21 protein-coding genes are annotated in these 22,246 nt (G+C 60.3%); 14 read left to right on the top strand and 7 right to left on the bottom strand.

Going from position 1 to position 22,246, the window contains the following annotated elements:
* Positions 1-20 precede the first annotated feature (20 nt).
* The gene (locus J5278_RS07215) at positions 21-542 is read left to right on the top strand and encodes a TIGR00645 family protein (protein WP_142823379.1); all 522 of its coding nucleotides are present in this window, start codon (positions 21-23) and stop codon (positions 540-542) included.
* Here the strand turns inward: J5278_RS07215 and J5278_RS07210 are convergent.
* A complete protein-coding gene (locus J5278_RS07210; RefSeq protein ID WP_209184358.1) occupies positions 539-1,591 on the bottom strand; it encodes a hypothetical protein in 1,053 nt (350 codons plus the stop codon). The genes J5278_RS07215 and J5278_RS07210 overlap by 4 nt on opposite strands.
* A gap of 281 nt (positions 1,592-1,872) precedes the next feature.
* On the opposite strand from J5278_RS07210, the gene J5278_RS07205 reads away from it, so the two are divergent.
* Positions 1,873-2,604, top strand: coding sequence for a LuxR family transcriptional regulator (locus J5278_RS07205; RefSeq protein ID WP_209184359.1), 732 nt, complete (start codon positions 1,873-1,875; stop codon positions 2,602-2,604).
* Positions 2,605-2,636: 32 nt separating this feature from the next.
* On the opposite strand, the gene J5278_RS07200 is transcribed toward J5278_RS07205, so the two are convergent.
* From J5278_RS07200 to J5278_RS07185, 4 genes are all read right to left on the bottom strand, one after another.
* A complete protein-coding gene (locus J5278_RS07200) occupies positions 2,637-3,785 on the bottom strand; it encodes a DUF2333 family protein (RefSeq protein ID WP_209187517.1) in 1,149 nt (382 codons plus the stop codon).
* Positions 3,786-3,859: 74 nt separating this feature from the next.
* Positions 3,860-4,894, bottom strand: a complete 1,035-nt coding sequence (locus tag J5278_RS07195) for a hypothetical protein (RefSeq protein WP_209184361.1) — start codon at positions 4,892-4,894, stop codon at positions 3,860-3,862.
* Positions 4,895-4,962: 68 nt separating this feature from the next.
* Positions 4,963-5,352 (bottom strand): cytochrome c family protein, encoded by a 390-nt coding sequence (locus J5278_RS07190; protein WP_209184362.1) that lies wholly within the window; start codon positions 5,350-5,352, stop codon positions 4,963-4,965.
* Positions 5,353-5,427: 75 nt separating this feature from the next.
* A complete protein-coding gene (locus J5278_RS07185; RefSeq protein ID WP_142829274.1) occupies positions 5,428-6,009 on the bottom strand; it encodes a thymidine kinase in 582 nt (193 codons plus the stop codon).
* A gap of 237 nt (positions 6,010-6,246) precedes the next feature.
* Between J5278_RS07185 and J5278_RS07180 the strand changes: the two genes are divergently transcribed.
* From J5278_RS07180 to J5278_RS07150, 7 genes are all read left to right on the top strand, one after another.
* Positions 6,247-7,209 carry a choline ABC transporter substrate-binding protein gene (locus tag J5278_RS07180; RefSeq protein WP_209184363.1) on the top strand — a complete coding sequence of 321 codons (963 nt, stop codon included), beginning with the start codon at positions 6,247-6,249 and terminating at the stop codon, positions 7,207-7,209.
* 134 nt (positions 7,210-7,343) lie between these two features.
* Positions 7,344-8,237, top strand: a complete 894-nt coding sequence (gene choW / locus J5278_RS07175; RefSeq protein ID WP_142823387.1) for a choline ABC transporter permease subunit — start codon at positions 7,344-7,346, stop codon at positions 8,235-8,237.
* The gene (gene choV, locus J5278_RS07170; protein WP_209184364.1) at positions 8,234-9,277 is read left to right on the top strand and encodes a choline ABC transporter ATP-binding protein; all 1,044 of its coding nucleotides are present in this window, start codon (positions 8,234-8,236) and stop codon (positions 9,275-9,277) included. The genes choW and choV overlap by 4 nt, the downstream gene beginning before the upstream one ends.
* Before the next feature lie 50 nt (positions 9,278-9,327).
* Positions 9,328-10,083 carry a HugZ family protein gene (locus tag J5278_RS07165; protein ID WP_247749163.1) on the top strand — a complete coding sequence of 252 codons (756 nt, stop codon included), beginning with the start codon at positions 9,328-9,330 and terminating at the stop codon, positions 10,081-10,083.
* A 115-nt stretch (positions 10,084-10,198) separates the two neighbouring features.
* Positions 10,199-10,516, top strand: a complete 318-nt coding sequence (locus tag J5278_RS07160) for a helix-turn-helix transcriptional regulator (RefSeq protein WP_142823389.1) — start codon at positions 10,199-10,201, stop codon at positions 10,514-10,516.
* A 265-nt stretch (positions 10,517-10,781) separates the two neighbouring features.
* Positions 10,782-12,110 carry an aspartate aminotransferase family protein gene (locus J5278_RS07155; protein ID WP_209184365.1) on the top strand — a complete coding sequence of 443 codons (1,329 nt, stop codon included), beginning with the start codon at positions 10,782-10,784 and terminating at the stop codon, positions 12,108-12,110.
* 135 nt (positions 12,111-12,245) lie between these two features.
* Positions 12,246-13,313, top strand: a complete 1,068-nt coding sequence (locus J5278_RS07150) for an alpha/beta fold hydrolase (RefSeq protein WP_209184366.1) — start codon at positions 12,246-12,248, stop codon at positions 13,311-13,313.
* Positions 13,314-13,321: 8 nt separating this feature from the next.
* Here J5278_RS07150 and J5278_RS07145 read toward each other — a convergent pair whose 3' ends face one another.
* A complete protein-coding gene (locus J5278_RS07145) occupies positions 13,322-14,266 on the bottom strand; it encodes an HD-GYP domain-containing protein (protein ID WP_209184367.1) in 945 nt (314 codons plus the stop codon).
* A 296-nt stretch (positions 14,267-14,562) separates the two neighbouring features.
* Between J5278_RS07145 and ade the strand changes: the two genes are divergently transcribed.
* Both ade and J5278_RS07135 read left to right on the top strand, forming a co-directional pair.
* Positions 14,563-16,260, top strand: a complete 1,698-nt coding sequence (gene ade, locus J5278_RS07140; protein WP_209184368.1) for an adenine deaminase — start codon at positions 14,563-14,565, stop codon at positions 16,258-16,260.
* Positions 16,261-16,384: 124 nt separating this feature from the next.
* On the top strand, positions 16,385-16,585 hold the full coding sequence (locus J5278_RS07135; protein ID WP_142823394.1) for a hypothetical protein: 201 nt from the start codon (positions 16,385-16,387) through the stop codon (positions 16,583-16,585).
* A gap of 257 nt (positions 16,586-16,842) precedes the next feature.
* Here the strand turns inward: J5278_RS07135 and J5278_RS07130 are convergent, their stop codons facing one another.
* Positions 16,843-18,492 carry an alpha-glucosidase gene (locus J5278_RS07130; RefSeq protein WP_209184369.1) on the bottom strand — a complete coding sequence of 550 codons (1,650 nt, stop codon included), beginning with the start codon at positions 18,490-18,492 and terminating at the stop codon, positions 16,843-16,845.
* Positions 18,493-18,778: 286 nt separating this feature from the next.
* On the opposite strand from J5278_RS07130, the gene J5278_RS07125 reads away from it, so the two are divergent.
* The 3 genes from J5278_RS07125 to J5278_RS07115 are packed head-to-tail and all read left to right on the top strand — an operon-like array spanning position 18,779 to position 22,245.
* On the top strand, positions 18,779-20,359 hold the full coding sequence (locus J5278_RS07125; protein WP_142823397.1) for a peptide ABC transporter substrate-binding protein: 1,581 nt from the start codon (positions 18,779-18,781) through the stop codon (positions 20,357-20,359).
* 48 nt (positions 20,360-20,407) lie between these two features.
* The gene (locus tag J5278_RS07120) at positions 20,408-21,331 is read left to right on the top strand and encodes an ABC transporter permease subunit (protein ID WP_111222638.1); all 924 of its coding nucleotides are present in this window, start codon (positions 20,408-20,410) and stop codon (positions 21,329-21,331) included.
* Complete coding sequence (locus J5278_RS07115; protein WP_209184370.1) at positions 21,328-22,245, top strand: ABC transporter permease subunit; 918 nt, start codon at positions 21,328-21,330, stop codon at positions 22,243-22,245. The genes J5278_RS07120 and J5278_RS07115 overlap by 4 nt, the downstream gene beginning before the upstream one ends.
* Position 22,246: the final 1 nt, after the last annotated feature.

Raw genomic sequence — 22,246 nt, 5'->3', positions numbered from 1 at the left:
CAAAACCCGTGAGGTCGTCCGTGAAATCCCTGGAAATAATCGTTGAACGCATCATCCTATCGAGCCGCTGGTTGCTCGTCATTTTCTATCTCGGGCTGGCCGCGTCTCTTGCAATGTACGCCCTCTCCTTCTGCTACAAGTTCTACAAGATCGCCATTAGCGTCTTTTCGCTGGAAGAGTCGGACATGATCCTTGCCATGCTCGGCCTGATCGATGCGGCTCTGGTGGCAAGTCTCGTCGTCATGGTGATGATCTCGGGCTATGAGAATTTCGTCAGCCGCTTCGATGAAGCCAATGAAGAGGACGATGAGGTATCGTTCCTCGGCAAGCTCGATTCCGGCAGCCTGAAAATCAAGGTCGCCTCCTCGATCGTCGCCATCTCCTCGATCCACCTGCTGCAGGTGTTCCTGAACATGGCGCAGTTCGAAACCGCCCAGATCATGTGGATGACGCTGATACACCTCGCCTTTGTCGTCTCGGCCCTGATGCTCGGCTACCTCGAGAAGATCATGGGACAGGCGAAGGGCAAGGATAATGCCTAGGCAGCCCGGCCCGACAGAGAATGGACGACCGGCAGCAAAGCCTGCCGCTCGAGCGGCTGCGGCATGCCAGGCTCGGGCTCGTCGGGCAGCGGCTTGGACTGCGGCGTGCTGGGCGGCGGCGGGGGTGGCGCCGGCATCATGGATACGACGCAGTCGGAGATCGTCTTCTCGCGCGGGCAGGCACCGGCTGCGGCGAGCTGGCCGGCGGAAGATTGCTCGGTCATCATTTTCAGATTGAGCGCCTCGACCTGCGTCAGCAAACGGATCGACTGCGGGTTGGCGCTCATCATCAGGTCGAACAGATCCGGATCGACCCCCATCTTGGTGAGGTAGGCGATCAGCGCCGCCTTCTGCTTGTTGCCGAGCTTCGTGGTGTCGTGTTGCCCAACCATTTTCCGGCCGACTTCGCGTTGCGACAGTATCTTCTTCTTGCCGTTCAGCATTTCGTACTCGGTGCGATACTGAACGCGCATTTCCCGGTATGTGGTGGTGATCTGGTGGACGCCGATCAAGGCAAAGGGACTTGCGATCCGCCTGACGCCTCCGGCCAGTAGCAACGGACAGGCCGACAGGCAAACCGCGCCGTTCGAATAGATCTCGCCGGTCATCGAGCCGTCTTTTTGCCGCGCCGCGTCGCATAGCGGTTCGCTGCCGTCGCAGGCATCGGCGCGTGTCCCGCCAACAGCCACTGAAAGCCCCTGGCGCCGGATGATCAGCCCCATCTGCATGGCGGCCGCAACATCCCCGCCCGGCGAGCGGACGACGATCGGCAGCGATTTCTTGCCGATTTTCTTCAGCAGCTTCTGCAGCTTGCGGGGCGAGTCCGACATGATCTGCCCTTCGGCTGCAATCCAATCGGCACAGGATCCGCCATCCCGGCAGTAAGGCGTTCCGCCATGGATCAAAACGAAGTCCATGGGACGATCGATGGGAGGCTCGGCCGCATTTGCCGCTTCAAGGCCGGCGAGCACGAAAACAACGGTCGCCACAATGCGCAAGACCTGGTTTAACCGCGAAGGAACGGCCCGCGTCAGCGAAGTCAGCATCATCAATCGGCTCGGAGGTGATGTTTCGGAGGACAATCGATAGCAACGACGGCGCTGATTTGCAAGGTTGGCAAGCGATCGGTGACAACAGACACTCAGGATGCCGCCGCCGTCCACCCCACCCGCAAAGAGCTTATTCACAGGGAGCGAACGAGGCACCCTGTTGCAAAAGTTGTTTTTTAGCGCAAATGCACCAATTGCGTTACCGCAAGCTTTTTGACTCGTATTCCGGCCTGTTTCGCGTATTTGATAGCGGTAACACAAACTGAATGAGCCGCGCTCGAATGTCATACATGACAGCTTCTGGACGACAAACGTTTCTGTCCGCCGAATTGGCGGCGGCGCGCACCCGCGCCATGCTTCATCAGGCGCTGAACAGGACAGCGGAGTCGTTCGGATTTGCGTCTTTCATGCTCTACAACGCGCCATCGTCCTCGGACATGCTGCTGACACCGCTGATTATCGAGACGTCGGCCCCAGCCCAGAATTTGCGCGACTTCGATCGCGGCCACCTGCTGCGCATCTACCCTCTGGTCGGTCGAGACCGCGATTCGGCAATTCCGCGCTGCTGGAACCTGGCGGAACGGGCACCCTCACCGGAAATGGAATTCCCCCGCGAACTCCGGACGTTTCTCGAAAGCCGCGGCCTGACGATGGGCATGCATTTTCCGGTCAACGCGTCGGACGGCGAGCGGTTGGCTTTTTCGATGGCGGGAAATCGCAACAACCTCTCCCAGGCTGAACTCAACGAACTCTGCATTATCCTGCTGCATGCCGCCACGGCCTACAACAGCATCAAGCGCAACGGCAACGAGCCCGCAGCCATGCTGTCGGCGCGCGAAATGGAAGTCGTTCGCTGGACTGCGCAAGGCAAGACTTCGGTGGAGATCGGCCAGATCCTGACGCTGTCCGACCACACCGTCAACGCCTACATGACCAATGCCATCAAGAAGCTCAATTGCGTCAACCGCACGCAACTCGTGGCCAAAGCCATCCGGCTCAAGCTCATCAGCTGACATAAGCTTCCCGCCAAGAACTTAGCAGCAGACTACCGCCCGCCGAGTACCGCGCGTGTTTCGACCAGGTTGGAGCGCACCCTCAGGATATAGAACCCCATCGTCGCCAGATGGCTGGGCATGATCAGGCCGTCTTCGCGCCCGTTCGAGACGATCCAAGGCTGGATGCGCAGCGCCGCCTGGAACTGCTTCATCGTATCGCCCCAGAGTGCCCCGACGTTGCGCTCGGCGATGACCTTTGAGAAATCGGCGCCGGCAGCGCTGAGGATGCCGTAATATCCGTAGAGCTGTCCGTAGGCGAACCAGAAGCGGTCGTCGGCGCGCGTGTCGAACCAGCCAAAATTATGGTTCTCGGAGCGCTCGGCCAGCACGTCCGACGTACTGCCGAGATCGTTTGAAATGCGGTCGATGAATTCGATCAGGTTGTCGGCACGGCCGTCGAAGGTGGCGTTGCAGGCGCCGAGATCGACATTGAACTTGCGCAGGCTGTTGATCGAGGCGCGATAGTAGCTCGGGGTCGGCGTTTTAGGCCCGAACGGCTGGAAACCGAAATACCAGCTGGACTCGTCGAACTGGAGATTGCCGCGCGCATTCTGAAGGTCCGAATTGATACCCGATGTTCCGCGTACGCGGCCCAGCGCATCTACCAGCTCGATCGAGGTCCTGCGAACCGCTTGGTTGACACCGCGCTGGAAGGACGCCTTGTTGTCGAGGAATGGCGTATCGTCCCAGCTCAGGCCAAAAAACCCGAGCTTGAAGAGGAGCATGGACGAAATCCACGCATTGCGGTTGACGTTGAAATCCACAAGGTCGGCTGTGACATCGACGATAGCGGATGTCTCGCAACGCTTCGGCGTGGCGGCTGCGACCGGCTTCGCATCGGTCGCGACAGGCACCGGGGTCAGATCCTGGCCGGCAGCCTTGCGGTCGGCAAGCTTGTAGCTGTCGATGTAGTGGGTGTTGAAGCCCGTCCAGGACTGGGTCTGAACGAGGAAGTAGCCGTAGAGGCAGACCAGCAGCACGACGAGAGCGGCAACCGGCACCTTGATGATCCAGTTGCGCTGCCGGTACCAGCCATGCGCTGCAAGAAAAGGCCACGTCACCCAGACAAACAGGAGCCCAAGACCACGTCGAATTGCCTGGAGCATCCGTGCAAAAAAGGCAATGATCGGATCAAGCATGCAATGTCTCCTAACGGGCGTGGTGCTCCAGCAGATATGACCTCCCCGGCCACAGGGCAACCGCGTCGGCTGAATTAAATCGTCGCCGGTTGCTGCTGCGGCGCCGCAGGCACATCTTCCTCGTCGTCGACTGCCGGCTCTCGAGGCGACGGCGCCACCTCCAGACGGCGCGCGAAAGCCTCGTCAGCAGCCTGTTTACGAAGCAGCATATCATGTCCGGCAAGGAGGTTGGCCTCGAACGCGGCAACAAGATCCTCGACCCCGGCCGGCAGGTCCTCGCCTTGCGTCGCCGATTGTTCGTTTGCAGCCTTCAGCAACGCGACGCGCTGTTCGACATCGATCGCGAGCTTGGCAGCCATGACGTTCACAGCCGCGATCCCGCTGTTCAACACATCCAGGAAATCCTCGTCGTCTGTCATCAACCGCAACAAGGTCTCGTGCTCTGACCGCAGCATCTTATCCTTAACCTCGGCCGCCTGCCGATCGAGCGCCAGCTCTTTGCGTTCTTCCTCGGATATCGCATCCAGTGACGGACCACGCTGCGGCAGGGTCGCCGAGGCGCGCTCGTGCGTCCGCGCCTTCAGGGACGAAAGCCGCCGACCCGCCTCGTCCAGCTCGCCGTCCAGCTGCCGCCGACGAGTGACCAGTTGCTGCAGGTGGGCTTCGCAAACGCGGTGATGCAGGGCGAGAAAGGGCTTCGCCTCGCCCAGCATCCTGTCCAGCGCTGCCGATACCGAAAGCAGCTCGACCACATCGAGCGCTATCGCTTCCGGCGCCGCATTGCCGAGATGCACGCGTCGTCTGAGAAAACCCTGAGATTGACGCCCCGCAGTCTCGTCGAACAATCGTTCATATTGCAGCAAGGCTGCGGCCGTCTGGGTATCGAGCTGACGCAGAAGGGCTGCTACTCGGTCCCTCCACTCGCTCCATAAACCAACGGCTTCGCCGAGGAGCGTTTCTTCGAGAGGAAAGTTGATTGCCGTCAGCCGCGCCTCCGGCCGCGAGTGATGCGCCAGCGCCGCCTCGGCAGCAGCTATTCCCTTGCAGGCATCGTCCAGCAGTCGCCGAAGCTGTGCGATGTCACGTTCCGGAAAATGGCCGTGCGCCATGAGGGCTCCTGCTGATCGCGGCGGGTGGGTGGATCCAGAGTAGCGCAAACCATCCCCCGATGGCAGGCCTATTGAGCCGCCGCCGGGTTTTTGAGATAGGCGATCAGATTGTCGAGATCGCTGTCGCTTTTGACGCCGGCAAAGCTCATGCGGGTGCCCTTGACGACAGCCTGTGGGCTCGACAGGTATTTGTGCAGCAGCGCCTCGTCCCACACCTTGCCATCGGCCCCGAAGGTCTTCATCGCAGCCGAATAGCTGTAGGTGGCAACCGACGCCACCGGGCGCCCGACCACGCCCATCAGCGAAGGTCCGACCTTGTTCACCGGCTCGGTCGCAGTGTGGCAGGCGGCGCACTTCTTGAAGACGCCCGCCCCGAGCTTCGGGTCTCCATCGGCGAGGGCAGAGGTCGCCGACAGCAGCGCCGCAACGATAATGGTGGAACAGCAGAACGTCTTCATATCGCCTCCCGATTTCAATCCGCGCGAGCCCTGTGACGCTCAACGATAACGGTCCAGCCGCCAGAGCGTTTGACCTCAGACGTCGCCCATCGCCTCTTCCCAATGGCGACGGCAGAGCGAGACATATCGCTCGTTACCGCCAACCTCGATCTGCGCGCCCTCGTGGAGCACCTTGCCGTCGCTGTCGAAGCGCACCACCATGGTTGCCTTGCGGCCGCAATGGCAGATCGTCCGCACTTCACGCAGCTCGTCGGCGATGGCGAGGAGCTCCTGCGAGCCCGGAAACAGCTTGCCGCGAAAATCCGTGCGCAGTCCGTAGACCATGACGGGAATATTGAGGCGGTCGACGACATGCGCCAGCTGCCAGATCTGCGGCGCCGTCATGAAATGCGCCTCGTCGACGAAGACGCAGGCAAGCGGACCCTCGGCGTGCATTGCTTCGATTGTCGCAAACAGATCGTCATCCCGGTCGAATGGCACGGCATCGGCCTCGAGGCCAATGCGCGAGGCAATCTTGCCGCTGCCGGCCCGGTGATCGAAAGCTGCGATCAGGATCGCCGTGCGCATGCCGCGCTCCTGATAGTTGTAGGAAGCCTGCAGCAGCATCGTCGATTTGCCGGCATTCATTGCGGAATAGTGAAAATACAGCTTCGCCATCAACGTCTCCTTTGCGCACTTCATGGAATCGCGAAGCGCCGAAGGAAAGCCATGGCCGACGTAAGCCACAGGAAATCACGCCGGCTGGCTCCACAGCGTGCAAATGCCTGCGCATCAAGCACTGTGAAAATTGGAGGTGTCGCATTCCATACCGCCAAAGCGCCGCAAATGCAGCGAGACCGCTTGTAAATGTCGGTTATTGGTGATTGCTTGGGAACGTAAAACTGGGAGTACACAATGATGAAATTGACTTTGTTCACTTTAAGCCTCAGCACCGCGCTTTTTTCAGCGGTCATCGCCCCCTCTGTCGCATCGGCGGCGGAGCCGGCAAGTTGTTCGACCGTCCATTTCGCCGAAGTCAGCTGGACCGACATCCAGGCCACGACCGGAACTGCAACTTATATCCTCGACGCACTCGGCTATAAGACGGACATCAAGGATCTCGACGTTCCGATCGTGTTCCAGTCGCTTGCCAACAAGCAGCTCGACGTTTTCCTCGGCAACTGGATGCCGTCGCAGGCGCCGATGATCAAGCCGTATACGGACGCCAAGACGATCGACACGGTTCGCGCCAACCTTGAAGGCGCCAAGTACACGCTCGCCACCAATGAGTTCGGCAGCAAGCTCGGCATCAAGGACTTCTCCGACATCGCCAAGCACGAAAAGGAACTGGACGGCAAGATCTACGGTATCGAGCCCGGCAACGACGGCAACAAGCTGGTGCTGGACATGATCAAGGGTCACAAGTACGGCCTCGACGAGAAGGATTTCAAAGTCATTGAATCCTCCGAGCAGGGCATGCTGTCCCAGGTGACCAAGCTCGACAAGTCGAAGAAGCCTATCATCTTCCTCGGCTGGGCCCCTCACCCGATGAACACCAAATACAAGATGACCTACCTGACCGGTGGCGATGACGTTTTCGGGCCGAATTTCGGCGGCGCCAATGTCTTCACCAACACCCGCGCCGGCTATGTCGCCGAGTGCCCGAACGTCGGCAAATTCCTGCAGAACCTCTCCTTCACGCTGCCCATGGAAAACGAGATCATGGGCCTCATCATGGACAAGGGCCTGCAGGGTAAGGCCGCCGCCAAGACATGGCTGAAAGCCCATCCTGAAACCATCAAGCCATGGCTTGCAGGCGTGACGACCGCCGATGGCGGCGATGCAGAAGCGGCCGTGAAGAAGTCGCTCGGCCTCTGAGCCCGACAGCAGAAAGGGCGGCCCCGCCGTCCTTATTCTTGCCGGAAACAATGCGTGTCACCGCTTCAGCCATCACGGAGTGAAGGCTGTGACGCGCATCTATCCGGTGCTGCAGATCTCAGCGAGGGAACGCGATGGATTGGCTCCATACATGGCTACTTGACGAAAACAACAAGATCCAGATCGGCAAGGGCGCACAGGTCGTCGTCGACTGGCTGACGGGAAACCTTAGCGGCTTCTTCGACACGGTGTCCGCCATCCTCGGCGGCGCTATCGACGGGTTGCTCTACGTGCTGCTCGGCACCTTCACCGAGGGCACCGCCTTCGAGGCCTACTACCCCTTTTTCATGATCGCCGTTTTCTGCCTGATTTCCTGGCTAATCCGCCGCCATGTCGGCGTGGTGATCTTCACCGCCCTCGGGATGCTGCTGATCTACAACCAGCTCTACTGGACGGAGGCGATGGAAACTCTCGCTCTGGTGCTGGCGGCGACGCTCGTATCGATGGTGATCGGCGTCCCTCTCGGCATCCTGGCGGCGCGGCGGGCCTGGTTCTACACCATATTGCGACCGATTCTCGACCTCATGCAGACCATTCCCACCTTCGTCTATCTGATTCCAGCCCTTATCCTTTTCGGCCTCGGCGCCGTCTCTGGCCTGGTGGCCACGGTGATCTTCGCGGTGCCCGCACCGATCCGGCTGACACGACTGGGCATCATCTCGACGCCGCCGGCGCTGATCGAGGCCGCACAGGCCTTTGGCGCGGCCCCGCTGCAGGTGTTGACCAAGGTGGAGCTTCCCTTTGCCCTGCCTCAGATCATGGCGGGCGTCACCCAGACGATCATGCTCTCGCTGTCGATGGTGGTCATCGCCTCGATGGTGGGCGCTGCCGGTCTCGGCGCCCTCGTCCAGCGCGCGCTCGGTCAGATGAACGTGCCCATGGGCTTTGATTCCGGCATGAGCATCGTCATTCTGGCGATCGTCCTCGACCGCACCTTCAAATTCTTCGACGAAGGGGAAACCGTATGACGGCCGTGGTCAAGTTCGACAATGTCAGCATCGTCTTCGGCGACCGCCCGCAGGCAGCCATGGCGCTGGTAGACCAGGGCAAGACGCGCGACGAGATCGGCGCCCAGACGGGTCTCGTTCTGGGTGTCGCCAATGCCTCGCTCGAGATCGAGGAAGGCGAAATCCTCGTGTTGATGGGGCTGTCCGGCTCCGGCAAATCGACGCTGCTGCGTGCCGTCAACGGCCTTGCCCCCGTGGTGCGCGGCGGTGTCACGGTGGAGAGCAAGGACGGACCGATCGATCCCTACAAATGCAGTGCCAAGGCGTTGCGCGACCTGCGCATGCATACGGTCTCCATGGTGTTCCAACAATTCGCGCTGCTACCCTGGCGGACGGTGGCGGACAACATAGGTTTCGGCCTCGAACTCGCCCGGGTGCCGGAGATCGAGCGTAAGGAGCGTGTGGCGGAGCAGCTGGAACTGGTCAACCTGACGCAATGGGCCGGCCGCCGCGTCAACGAACTCTCCGGCGGCATGCAGCAGCGTGTCGGCCTTGCCCGCGCCTTTGCCACCGGCGCGCCGATCCTTCTAATGGACGAACCCTTCTCGGCCCTCGACCCCCTGATCCGCACCCGGCTGCAGGACGAGCTTCTGGAGTTCCAGCGGCGGCTCAAGAAGACCATCCTGTTCGTCAGCCACGATCTCGACGAGGCGTTTCGCATCGGCAATCGCATCGCAATCATGGAAGGCGGCCGGATCATCCAGTGCGGCACGCCGCAGGAGATCGTCAGGAACCCGGCCGACCAGTATGTCGCCGATTTCGTCCAGCACATGAACCCGATCAGCATGCTGACGGCCGGGGACGTCATGCAGCCGGGCGTCGGCCACTCCGCCACGCCGGGCACCGTGACGGCAACGGCAAAGGCTTCAACGCCGCTGATCGACATTCTGGATGCGCTCGCCCGCCAGCCCGGCAGCATCGGCATTGTCGATAACGGCGCGATCATCGGCACCATCACCGCGCAGGACGTGGTGGCCGGCCTCACCAGCCATCGCCGTTAGAGGCAAATTTGGGATAGGCCCAGCCGAAAGCGGAGTATCGGAGGAGACAGTTGGCGACTGAAAAACCACTCTCCGTGCTCCGCAAGACGGATGAGGATGCTCGCAGGCTTGGCCGCATCCTGATGCGGTCCGCGCCCTATGCGGCGATGGCCGTCATCGCCCCCGACACCGGGTTTCCGGCCATCAGCCGTGTGCTCGTCGGCACCGATTGGGACGGCGTGCCGGTGATCCTGGTCTCCACCCTTTCAGCCCACACCAGAGCCCTACAGGCGGATCCGCGCGCATCGCTGCTGATGGGGGAGCCCGGCAAGGGCGACCCCCTCGCCCATGCCCGCCTCAGCGTCGAGTGCCTGGCAGAACAGGTGGCACGCGACATGCAAAGTCACCATCTGCTTCGCGACCGCTTTCTCGCCCGTCATCCCCGCGCCAGGCTCTATATTGATTTTACGGATTTCCAGTTTTTCCGTCTGGTTCCGCAGGCCGCAAGCCTGAACGGCGGCTTTGGAAAAGCCTATCGGCTGAGTGGCGACGACCTGGTGATTCGTGGCGTTCTGCCAGAGGCGGAGACGGCCGTTTGGCGTGCGGGAGTACAAGATTTGCTGGGTGCATACCCACACCTTGCGAGCCATATCGCAGCCACGTTAAAGCTTGAAAAACACGAAGCGTGCCACATATATGGCGCGGATTTGGCTGGTTTCGACCTTTTTTGGGGGGATAGGCTGCTTCGCTACGAGTTTAGCGAGCCGGTACAAGATCTTGCGGATCTAGAATTCGTTATCGCTAAAATAGCAAACCGAGTACCTTAAATTTAGGTATATACAATCTTTGCCGCGATTTAGTATCTTTCGGCGTCAGTTGATTTCGCCAATGAGATATTCACCCGCTTCTGATGTACGATCCGCATTGGGAAGATTTGAAAAAATGAAAACAATTAATTTGTCCGACCATTCCACCGTGGCGGCAGCCCTGCTGTCCGCAATGGCAAATCCGAAAAGACTCATGATCCTGTGCAGCCTGGTCAAGGGCGAGGTACCGGTTGGCGTTCTCGCAACCCAGGTAGGGCTTAGCCAATCCGCCCTGTCGCAGCACCTGTCGAAGCTGCGGGCACAGAAACTAGTCAAGACGAGACGTGATGCTCAAACGATTTACTACTCCAGTTCTTCCGAACCCGTCATGAAGGTTCTGTCGACTCTGGAGGACATTTATAGCGAGGCCGAGAAAAGCAAATCTGCTGCCTGACGGCCGGAGATTGGCTTTCGACGGTGAATTGTTTCAGGTTCGACAACAGGCGCCCGCGCCTGTTTTTGCGCCGAGTATGATTGCAGACTGGACCGGCAAGTTCCCCTTGCCGGTCTTTTTCGTTCAGGCCGATCGATCATCCCAGATCGCGGCGTTATAAATGCCGGCATCGGCTTGACGACCCCGGGCCGGCTGATATTTTGACCGAACGATAAATAATCAGCTGCGTCGCCGATCCGGATGACCAGCGGCCGTGGAGAACAGCATGTCCGACCGTATGAACGCAGCGCCCAACGATCTCAGGGCTTTCTGGATGCCGTTCACGGCAAACCGCCAGTTCAAATCGGAGCCGCGGCTTTTCGTCGGCGCCAAGGACATGCACTACACCACCCACGACGGACGCCAGGTGCTGGACGGAACGGCTGGCCTCTGGTGCGTCAACGCCGGACATTGTCGGCCGAAGATCACCGAGGCGATCCGCCAGCAGGCAGGCGAGCTCGACTATGCCCCGGCCTTCCAGCTTGGCCATCCCAAGGCCTTCGAACTCGCCAACCGCTTGGTCGACCTCGCACCCGGAGGCATGAACCATGTGCTCTACACCAACTCCGGCTCGGAGTCGGTCGAGACGGCCCTGAAGGTCGCGCTGGCCTATCACCGGGTCAAGGGCAATGGCTCCCGCTTCCGCCTAGTCGGTCGCGAGCGCGGCTACCACGGCGTCAATTTCGGTGGCATATCGGTCGGCGGCATCGTCTCAAACCGTAAGATGTTCGGCACATTGCTCACCGGCGTCGACCACATGCCGCATACCCATTTTCCGGACAAGAACGCCTTTACCAAAGGACAGCCGGAATTCGGCGGCGACATCGCCTCCGAACTGGAGCGTATCGTCACCCTGCACGACGCCTCGACCATCGCCGCCGTCATCGTCGAACCGGTTTCCGGCTCGACCGGCGTCATCCTGCCACCGAAGGGCTACCTGAAAAAGCTGCGTGAGATCTGCACCAAGCACGGTATCCTGTTGATCTTTGACGAGGTCATCACCGGCTTCGGTCGCCTCGGCACCCCCTTTGCAGCAGACTATTTCGACGTCATGCCTGACATGATGGTGACGGCCAAGGGATTGACCAACGGCGTCATCCCGATGGGCGCAGTGTTCGTGACCTCGGAGATCCACGACGCGTTCATGAACGGCCCCGAGCACATGATCGAATTCTTCCATGGCTACACCTATTCGGGCAACCCGATGGCATGTGCCGCAGCGCTCGGCACGCTCGACACATACAGGGACGAGGGCCTTCTGACACGCGGCGCCGAACTTGCGTCCTACTGGGAGGAGGCAATCCACTCGCTGAGGGATTGCCCCCATGTCATCGACATCCGCAACATCGGACTGATCGGCGCCATCGAGCTTGCCCCGATCGCCGGCGAGCCGACCAAGCGCGCCTTCAGCGCCTTCCTCAAAGCCTACGAGAAAGGCCTGCTCATCCGCACCACCGGCGACATCATCGCCCTCTCCCCGCCGCTGATCATCGAAAAACACCACATCGACCAGATCTTCAGCACCCTGCGGGAGGTTCTGCAGAACAATATCTGAAGGTAGCCTAGAAGCGGGTCGCGACGAGATCTCGGCCCGCCTTTTCGTTACCAGCGAACGACCTCGATCGCGTTATCGGTCTCCGCTGTCAGGCTTTACTGGCAGGAACTTGCTTCCAAACAATGGGAGCGCTTCATGCTGAACCGAATTTTCATCCTCCTTCTTTTACTCGTGGCTTCTTGCTCGGCCCATGCATCCGACGATGTGGGCTTTCGACAGACAACGCTTGCGGGTGATGAACCCCAACGACCGTTGCAGATCGCAATATGGTATCCGACGGACACGGGACAGCAGGCGACCGTCGTCGGGGAAACACCCGCATTTTATGGCCAGCGCGTTATATTGAACGGGGCAATTAAAGCAGGAATTCGCCCGCTGGTAGTGCTGTCTCACGGCTATGGGGGAAGCTGGCGAAATCTCGCCTGGATTGCAGCGGCGCTTGTCTCCAAAGGCTATGTCGTGGCTGCCCCCGACCATCCTGGCACGACGACATTTGACCGCCGACCCGAGGAGGCCGCAAAACTCTGGAAACGGCCAGAAGACCTCAGTCGTGTTGCCAGTGCGATGCTGCAGGATGCGAGTTTGGGCGGCAAGATTGACGCGCACAGAATCGCTGGTATTGGCCACTCACTTGGCGGCTGGACGGTTGTCGAACTCGCCGGCGGACAGTTCGACCCCGCTCTCCTCATGACCCACTGCGCAGAGCAGTTTGGTACCGTCGCGTGCAAAGTCTTCGAATCCCTTGGCTTGCGAGACCCTGCGAACGCTTCGCACTTGGTCGGCACAGGCATGAAGGACCAGAAATTCAGAGCTGTTGTCTCCCTCGACCTCGGGCCGTCCCGGGGCTTTACTCAGCAAAGCCTCGCTGCAGTACAAGTCCCCATTTTGGTGCTCGCAGCGGGGGAGGATATCGGCACAGACGTCGCAAGGACCGCGATGATCGCGGCCACAAACAAGGACTCCGCGTATCTGGCAGCCCAATTGCCGCAGATATCGACGACCTACATGACGATACCTGGAGCCCTGCACTTCAGTTTTATGCAGTTATGCAAATCTGGCGCCGCTGGGAAGATCGAGCAACAATCTCCGGGCGACGGAATCGTCTGTCAAGATGCCGGCGGGCGGGATCGGGAAGCCATTCATAGGCAGGTGCTGGAGCTCATTTTGGACTTTCTCGGCAAAACGATACCAGAAGAATCTTGAGGCTGACGCTACGGCTGCACCGGCTGGGACACAGCGAGGCAGAGGATGAATTTCTTGAGCAATTGGCTGTCGAAGTGACCGTCTCGCTTGATCATCCACTTCAGCGCCTCTCCCGACGACCAGGGCTTCCGGTAAGGCCTGACCGAGGTGACGGCATCGTAGACGTCGCAGATCGCGGCCAGCCGCGAAAAGTAGGTCAGGCTGCGGCCCGAGAGCTTGTCCGGGTAACCCTTGCCGTCGACGCGCTCATGGTGGTGGCGGCAGATGTCCGTGACCATTGGCTGGATGTCTTCCTGCTGGGTCAGAATATCGTAACCCAGCATTGGGTGGTCGCGCATTACGCGCGTCTCGGCTTCATCCAGCACGCCGGGCTTGCAGAGGATCGAGCGGGGCACCTTGATCTTGCCGATGTCGTGCAACAATCCAGCGACGCCGAGCAATTCGACGGTTGCCTCGTCCAGTCGGAGATAGCGGCCGAAATGGATCATCAGCGCGCTGACCGCGACCGAATGGACAAACGTCGCCTCATCCTTGTCCTTCAGGCGGGTGACACTGATGAAGACTGCGGGGTTGTCATCGACCGACTTGGAGATTGCGCTCGCAATCGCCTTGGTCTGATCGACGCTCACCGGGCCGTCGCTGGCAGCTGACGAAAACAGGTCCTTGAGTTGAGTTACCGACTGTCGCACGGTCTGCATTGCGGCAGCGGCTTGCTGCAGGCAGATCTCGCCAGCCCCGCCATGGCGGCTGTCTGACGCTGGGGCCGATGACAGGTCGGCGCCCCTGGCGGTGTTGATCACGACGCCACTGACCTTGCTTGACCGGAGTTGCCTCGCTGCGACGGCATCGAGAACAAACCGCCTCTTCTGCAGGGGATTGCTGGCCCAACTGCCTTCCATGTCCTCGATGAACATTCCGGCCCGCACCTGATCGAGAGCGATACGCTTCAGCATCGGGAGCACGACAGCGCATCGGCTGAGCCGGCCATCAAATTCGGCGAATCCAAGCCATCGTCAATCATCGGCCTGGCACCCTTCTGCAATCATCAAACCTTCTAAAGGTCGACGTATACAATAGAAAGCTTAACAAGCTTGATATCGAACATCTAATTTAACAGGCATTGAAACAGGAGCAGTCGCGGGGGATGCACGTCAGGGGCCGCCCGGCGCTGACAATATTTCGCTCCCCGGCTGGCTGATTACAGGCTAGACTCGCGACGAACGTCCATACTGATTGAAAGCGTATCGCCATGACCAAGCCTCTCGAAGACTTCATCGACCAGGGTGTCGGCAGAAAGCCTGCAGACATCGTCCTCAAGGGCGGGAGGTTCTTCGATCTGGTGACCGGCGAACTCGTTGCCTCCGACATCGCCATCTGCGGCGACCGCATCGTCGGCACCTGCGGCGATTACAAAGGTGTCGAGGAGATCGATATCACCGGTCGCATCGTCGTGCCCGGCTTCATCGATACGCACCTGCACATCGAATCCTCGCTGGTGACGCCGCATGAGTTCGACCGCTGCGTGCTCCCCTACGGCGTGACGACAGTCATCTGCGATCCGCACGAAATCGCCAACGTGCTTGGCACCGAGGGCATCCAGTTCTTCCTCGATTCGGCGCTCGAGACGATCATGGACATCCGCGTTCAATTGTCGTCCTGCGTGCCCGCCACCCATCTGGAGACTTCGGGTGCCGACCTGCCGATCGAGCGGCTATTGCCGTTCCGCGACCATGAAAAGGTCATCGGCCTTGCCGAGTTCATGAATTTCCCGGGCGTGATCCACAAGGATCCCATCTGCATGGCCAAGCTGGAGGCCTTCCAAGGCGATCATATCGATGGCCATGCTCCCCTCCTGCGAGGTAACGACCTGAACGGCTACATCGCAGCCGGCATCCGTACGGAACACGAGGCGACATCCGCCGAAGAGGCAATGGAGAAAATCCGCAAGGGCATGCACATCCTGGTGCGAGAAGGCTCCGTGTCCAAGGATCTGCACGCGCTGATGCCTATTATCACCGAGCGCCTTTCGCCCTTCATCGCCCTCTGCACCGACGACCGCAATCCTCTCGACATCGCCGAGCAGGGCCATCTCGACTACATAATCCGCACGGCCATCGCCGCCGGCGTCGAGCCACTGGCGATCTATCGCGCCGCCTCGATCTCGGCGGCCCGGGCCTTCGGTCTGCGCGACCGCGGACTGGTGGCGCCCGGCTGGCGCGCCGATCTGGTGGTGGTCGACAGCCTCGAAAGCTGCAAGGCAGGCATGGTCTTTGCCGGCGGCAGGCTGGTGACCGATGCGCTGTTTGCCACCCGCAAAAGCATCGCTCCCGTCGGCCTCGACAGCGTCAAGGCGCGCACGGTCAATGCTGCCGATTTTGGTGTCCCCTTCACCGATGGCGAAACCTCGGTCATCGGCGTGCTGCCTGGCAAGATCATCACCGAGCATCGCCGCTTCCGCCTGCCCTCGGTCGGCAACCAGACGACAGTCGACCTTGCCCGCGACATCATCAAGGTCGCCGTCATCGAGCGCCACGGCAAGAACGGCAATCACGCCAACGCCTTCGTCCAGGGCTTCGGGCTGAAGAAGGGCGCAATCGCCTCCACCGTCGGCCATGACAGCCATAACATCTGCGTCGTCGGCGTCAGCGAGGACGACATGGCACAGGCCGTCCAGCGCCTGAGCGAGATCAAGGGGGGCTTCGTCGTCGTCGAGGACGGCAGGATCACCGGCGAGATCGCGCTGCCGATCGCCGGCCTGATGAGCCTGGAACCCTACGAGCGCGTCCGCGACACCTTGCATTACCTGCGCAACGCTGCTTTCGCGCTGGGCTCGACACTGCAGGAGCCCTTCCTGCAACTGGCCTTCCTGCCCCTGCCCGTCATCCCCCACCTGAAGATTTCGGACAGGGGACTGGTGGATGTCGATGCATTCAGGCTGATCGGGTAAACGGGCCTGCAGGGCCTTCAAGCCATGCTTGTTTGGTGGTATCTTCCGTCCATGTTCATCGTCACCAGGATGCTGGATATCTAACCTACGCCAGCATCGGACTGGCGAGGCCGCTGGAGCACAAATGAAAAAGCTTGAGCATATAGAGCGGACCGTCGAGGAACTCGATCCCACGGAATTCGAGGCCTTCAGTAACTGGTTCGAGGCCTTGCAAGCCAGGCGGTGGGACGGTCGCATTGAGGCAGACGAGAAAGACGGAAAGCTCGATCGGCTGGCAGCTGGCGCCCTTTCCGCATTTCGGTCAGGGAAGACCAGGCCGCTTTGAGGCACGTCGCCACTGCTGAATTCTGGCAGGCATACGAGGCTCTGCCAGAACGTGTGCAGAAGGTGGCTGACCAAAATTTCGAATTATTGAAGACAAGCCCGATGCATCCTTCTCTTCATTTCAAGAAGGTCGGCAACCTTTGGTCCGCCCGAGTGGGCTTGTCGTGGAGGGCTCTTGCAGCGCAAGACGGCCAGACCATCATCTGGTTCTGGATTGGATCCCACACAGACTACGACAAGCTGCTGCGCTGACTTTTTTCACACCAGCCCGCAAAACACATCCATCGCCTCCAGCGTCACTGTCGTCGGTGTCGATTTCGGGTTGAAGCCGGGCATCGGCATGGCAGCCTTGACCGTCAGCCCCTGTGGCAGCGAAAGTTCGATCATCGTCCGTCCGAGATTGAAAACGAAGACCAGCGTTTCGCCATTCTTTTCCCGCGTGAAGGCGAGCACATCCTCGTTTGTGGCGAGGAAAGTCAGGTCGCCGTCGAACAGCATCGGGTGCTGCCGTCGGAAGGCCAGCGTCTGGCGATAATGGGCGAGCACGGAAGATCCATCCTCCTCCTGCCGGTCGACCGCCAGTGTCGCATGCTGGTATGGCACCGGCAGCCACGACTTCTCCGCTGTCGAGAAGCCCGCATGGACGCGGGCAGCTTCCCAGGGCATCGGCGTCCGGCATCCGTCGCGTCCCTTGAACGCCGGCCAGAAGCGGATGCCGTAGGGATCGCGCAGGTCCTCGAAGGCAAGGTCGGCTTCGGGTAGTCCGAGTTCCTCGCCCTGGTAAAGGCAGATCGAGCCCCGCAACGTTGCCAGCAGCGAGATCGCCAGTTTTGCGACCCGTGCCCGCTCGGCCTCCGTCTCTGCAAAGCGGCTGGCATGGCGAACGACGTCGTGGTTGGAGAACGCCCAGCAGACCCAGCCGTCGGTAACGCTCTCCTGGAAGGCGCTGACGCAGCGGCGGAAATGCGCCGGCGTGAATTCCGGCCCGAGCAGGTCGAACGTGTAGCACATGTGCAGCTTGTCGCCGCCGGACGTATAGGCAGCCAGCGTCTGCAACGAGCGGGCGCCATCGCCGACCTCGCCGACCGTCGCGCGGTTCTCATAGGTGTCGAGCAGCGCTCGCAAGCGCTTCAGGAAGTCGATGTTTTCCGGCTGTGTCTTGTCGTAGAGGTGGCTTTGCATGCCGTAGGGGTTGGTATCGGGAGCATCCAGCCCGGCGGCATCGTCGCTCGGCAAGGCAGGCGGATTGTCGCGCAACTGCTTGTCGCAGAAGTAGTAGTTCACCGTGTCCAGACGAAATCCGTCGACACCGCGATCGAGCCAGAATTTGACGGCGGCAAGCACCGCATCCTGGACACGCGGGTTGTGGAAATTGAGATCCGGCTGCGATGTGAGGAAATTGTGCTGGTAATACTGGCGGCGGATACCGTCCCACTCCCAGCCGGGGCCGCCGAAAATCGACAGCCAGTTGTTCGGCGCCGTGCCGTCTGGCTTGGGGTTGGCCCAGACGTACCAGTCGGCTTTCGGATTGTCGCGGCTCGTGCGGCTTTCGACGAACCAGGGATGGACGTCCGATGTATGAGAGATCACCTGGTCGATAATCACCTTGATCCCGAGCGCATGGGCGGCGGTCATCATCTCGTCGAAATCGGCCAATGTCCCGAAAATCGGGTCGACATCGCAATAGTTGGAGACATCGTACCCCATGTCTGCCATCGGCGAGGTGAAGAACGGCGCCAGCCAGATCGCGTCTACCCCGAGCGAGGCGATGTAGGGCAAACGCAGCGTGATGCCCTTGATGTCGCCAAGTCCGTCGCTGTTGGTATCTTGGAAGGATCGTGGATAGACCTGATAGATTACCGCACCACGCCACCAGTCCTTCGCCGCCGTTCCGCTCGTTGAATTCATGTAACAATGCGCCTTCGCTTCAATATCCAGGTGTGTCCGCACACTAGCCTGCGGCCGCAAAATTACAAATCGAAACAATCGCGCTGGTGAATTCCCATCCCAGAACGGTTCGTTAAAGCAACAGAAACGCCGTCCACAGACAAATGCATGTCGTTTTCCATATCGCGGTTTTAGGGGTTGAATCGTCGGTAGGCTGCGATACGTTGCGCTCTTGCTTGCGTGACCAGTTCACCTGCGGGAACAAGAACGACCTTGCTAACAAGGCGAACATAGAAAGATCGGCTCCATGACATATCTGACCAAGGTATTTTACGCGTCCGCGCTCGTCGGATCGCTATTGTCCCTTTCGGCGCATGCCGCCACGCTCAACGTCCAGAACGGTGGCGATCCCCAGTCGCTCGATCCGCAAAAGATGTCCAGCGACTACGAGAACCGCATTGCCGGCGACATCTTCGAGGGCCTCACCACCGAAGACGCCAAGGACAACGCCATCCCGGGCCAGGCCGAAAGCTGGACGATTTCTCCGGATGGCAAGGTTTATACGTTTAAGCTGCGCGACGGCATCAAGTGGTCAGATGGCCAGCCGGTAACGGCCGAAGACTTCGTCTTCGCCTTCCAGCGCCTCGTCGATCCCAAGAACGCTGCCGAATACGCTTATCTGCAGTTCACCATCAAGAATGCCGAGAAGATCAACAAGGGCGAGATCACCGATTTCAGCCAGCTCGGCGTCAAGGCCATCGACCCGAAGACCCTCGAGATCACCCTCGACAACGCAACCCCCTATTTCCTCAATGCGCTGACGCACTACACAGCCTATCCTCTCCCCAAGCACGTCATCGACGCCAAGGGCGCCGACTGGGTCAAGATCGGCAACATCGTCACCAACGGCCCATACAAGCCGACAGAATGGGTCCCGGGCTCCTATGTAACGACGGTCAAGAACGATCAGTACTGGGATGCCAAGAACGTCAAGATCGACGGCGTGAAGTTCTTCGTCATGGAAGACCAGTCGGCCGCTCTCAAGCGTTACCGCGCCGGCGAATTCGACATCCTGACGTCCTTCCCTGCAGACCAGTACCAGTGGCTGAAGACCAACATGCCCGGCCAGGCGCACGTTGTGCCGTTCCTCGGCACCTACTACTACGTCGTCAACGCCACCAAGCCTCCGTTTAACGACAAGCGCGTCCGCCAGGCCCTGTCGATGGCCGTCAACCGCGAAGTCATCGGCCCGAAGGTTCTCGGTACCGGCGAACTGCCGATGTATTCCTGGGTCCCGCCGGGCACTGCCCATTACGGCGAGCCGGCCCAGATCAAGTGGAAGGACGAGCCCTACGCCCAGAAGGTCGAGGAAGCCAAGAAGCTGCTGAAGGAAGCAGGCTTCGGCCCCGACCATCCGCTGCACGCCCAACTCCGCTACAATACCAACGACAACCACAAGCGCATCGCAGCCGCGATCGCCTCCATGTGGAAGCCGCTCGGCGTCGAGATCGAGCTCTATAACACCGAGACCAAGGTGCATTACGACGAGATGCAGCACGGCAAGGTCGAAATCGGCCGCGCCGGCTGGCTCGCCGACTACAATGACCCGATCAACTTCCTCAACCTCCTGTCGACGGGCGTCGACATGAACTACGGCCGCTGGAGCAATGCGGAATACGATGCGTTGCTCAAGCAGGGGAATGCGGAGACCGATCTCGACAAGCGTGCTGCCCTATTCAAGCAGGCAGAACAGATCGCGCTCGACGACAGCGCGGCGATCCCGATCTACTACTATGTCTCGCAGAGCGTGGTGTCGCCGAAGATCGCTGGATATGAAGACAATATCCAGGACATCCACCGTACCCGCTGGCTGTCAATCAAAGAGTAAGGGACACGGGCTCCCTTTGGCCTTGCCGGAGGGAGCCTATCCACGCCCATGATCAAATATGCATTTCGTCGTCTTTTATCGACAATCCCAGTCATGTGGATTGCCGTGACACTGAGCTTTTTCGTCCTGCGCCTGGCGCCGGGCGGGCCTTTCGATGGCGAGCGCCCTTTGCCGCCTGTCATCCTGAAAAATCTGGCGGCTCATTACAACCTCGATAAGCCGCTGATCGAGCAGTACTTCATCTACATGTACGACGTCCTCCACGGCGATCTTGGCCCCTCCTTTGCCAACCAGGACTTCACCGTCACCCAGCAGATCATGTCCGGCCTGCCTTATACGCTGACCATCGGCAGCATCGCTTTTGTCGTCGCCGTACTGGTCGGCGTTCTCGTCGGCTGTCTCGGGGCGCTGTACCAGAACCGGCAGGCCGACTACTGGCTCGGCGGCACCCTGCTGATCGGCCTCGTTCTCCCCGGCTTTCTGATTGCGCCGATCCTGCAACTGCTGTTCGGCATCAAACTCGGAATCCTGCCCGTCGGCGGCTGGGGCGACGGCTCGATCAAGTTCCTGATCCTGCCCGTCACGGTCCTGTCGCTGCCCCACGCGGCGCGGATATCGCGGCTGATGCGCGGCTCGATGATCGAGGTGATGAACCAGAACTTCATCCGTACCGCCAAGGCAAAAGGCATCGGTCCGAGACTTACGGTCATGCGTCACGCGCTGAAACCAGCCCTGATGCCGGTCATATCCTATCTCGGCCCGGCGGCCAGCTACCTGCTGACCGGATCGCTGGTGGTTGAAAGCATCTTCGGCCTGCCCGGCATCGGCCGCTACTTCATCACGGCCGCGCTCAACCGCGACTACGGCATGGTTCTCGGCACGGTGATTTTCTACATGGCGCTGATCGTCGTGCTCAATCTGCTCGTTGATATCGTCTACGCCTGGCTAGACCCGAAAGTGAGAACCCAATGATCCTCAATCTCGCTCGCCGCGAACAGCTGGAAGAGGAATTGCGGGCTGCAGAAGGATTGGCTCCCGAAAGCCGGTCGCTGACCCGCGACGCCATGCGCCGGCTGCTGCGCAACAAGGCTGCTGCCATTTCCCTCGTGGTGCTCACGCTGCTGATCCTGGCTGCCCTCATCGCCCCCGCCCTCATTCCGTACGGCTATGAGGATCCCGATTGGGCAGCCTTCCGCACGCCTCCGGATTTCGCCAGCGGCCATTATTTCGGCACAGACCAGAACGGTCGCGATCTGCTTGCGCGCACCCTCTACGGCACCCGGGTGTCGCTTGCGGTCGCCCTCGTCGCCACCCTCGTCTCGGTGATCATCGGCGTCCTCTACGGCGCCGTCTCCGGCTATTTCGGCGGCAAGCTCGACAGCATCATGATGCGCTTCGTCGATATCATGTATGCCCTTCCCTACATCCTCTTCGTCATCCTGCTGATGGTGATCTTCGGCCGCAATGTCTACCTGCTGTTTGCCGCCATCGGCGCGCTGGAATGGCTGACCATGGCCCGCATCGTGCGTGGTCAGACGCTGTCGCTGAAGCACCGCGAGTTCATAGAGGCGGCGCGTGCCTCCGGCCAGCGCCCGTTCAAGATCATCCTGAAGCACATCGTCCCCAACCTTGTCGGCCCGGTCGTGATCTATGCCGCCCTGACTGTGCCAGAAATCATCGCGACGGAAAGCTTTCTCTCCTATCTCGGCTTCGGCGTGCAGGAGCCCCTGACATCGCTGGGGACTCTGATCGCCGACGGTACCAACGCCATGGAAACCGACCCCTGGCTGCTGGCTTTTCCCGCCGCTTTCCTCGTCGCCCTGCTGATGAGCCTGCTGTTCATCGGCGACGGCCTGCGCGATGCATTCGACCCCAAGGACCGCTGAC

Source organism: Rhizobium sp. B21/90 (assembly GCF_019355815.1).
GTDB lineage: Bacteria > Pseudomonadota > Alphaproteobacteria > Rhizobiales > Rhizobiaceae > Rhizobium > Rhizobium rhododendri.
The sequence above is the reverse complement of the archived record's forward strand: the minus strand, read 5'-3'. Positions and strand labels throughout refer to the sequence as shown.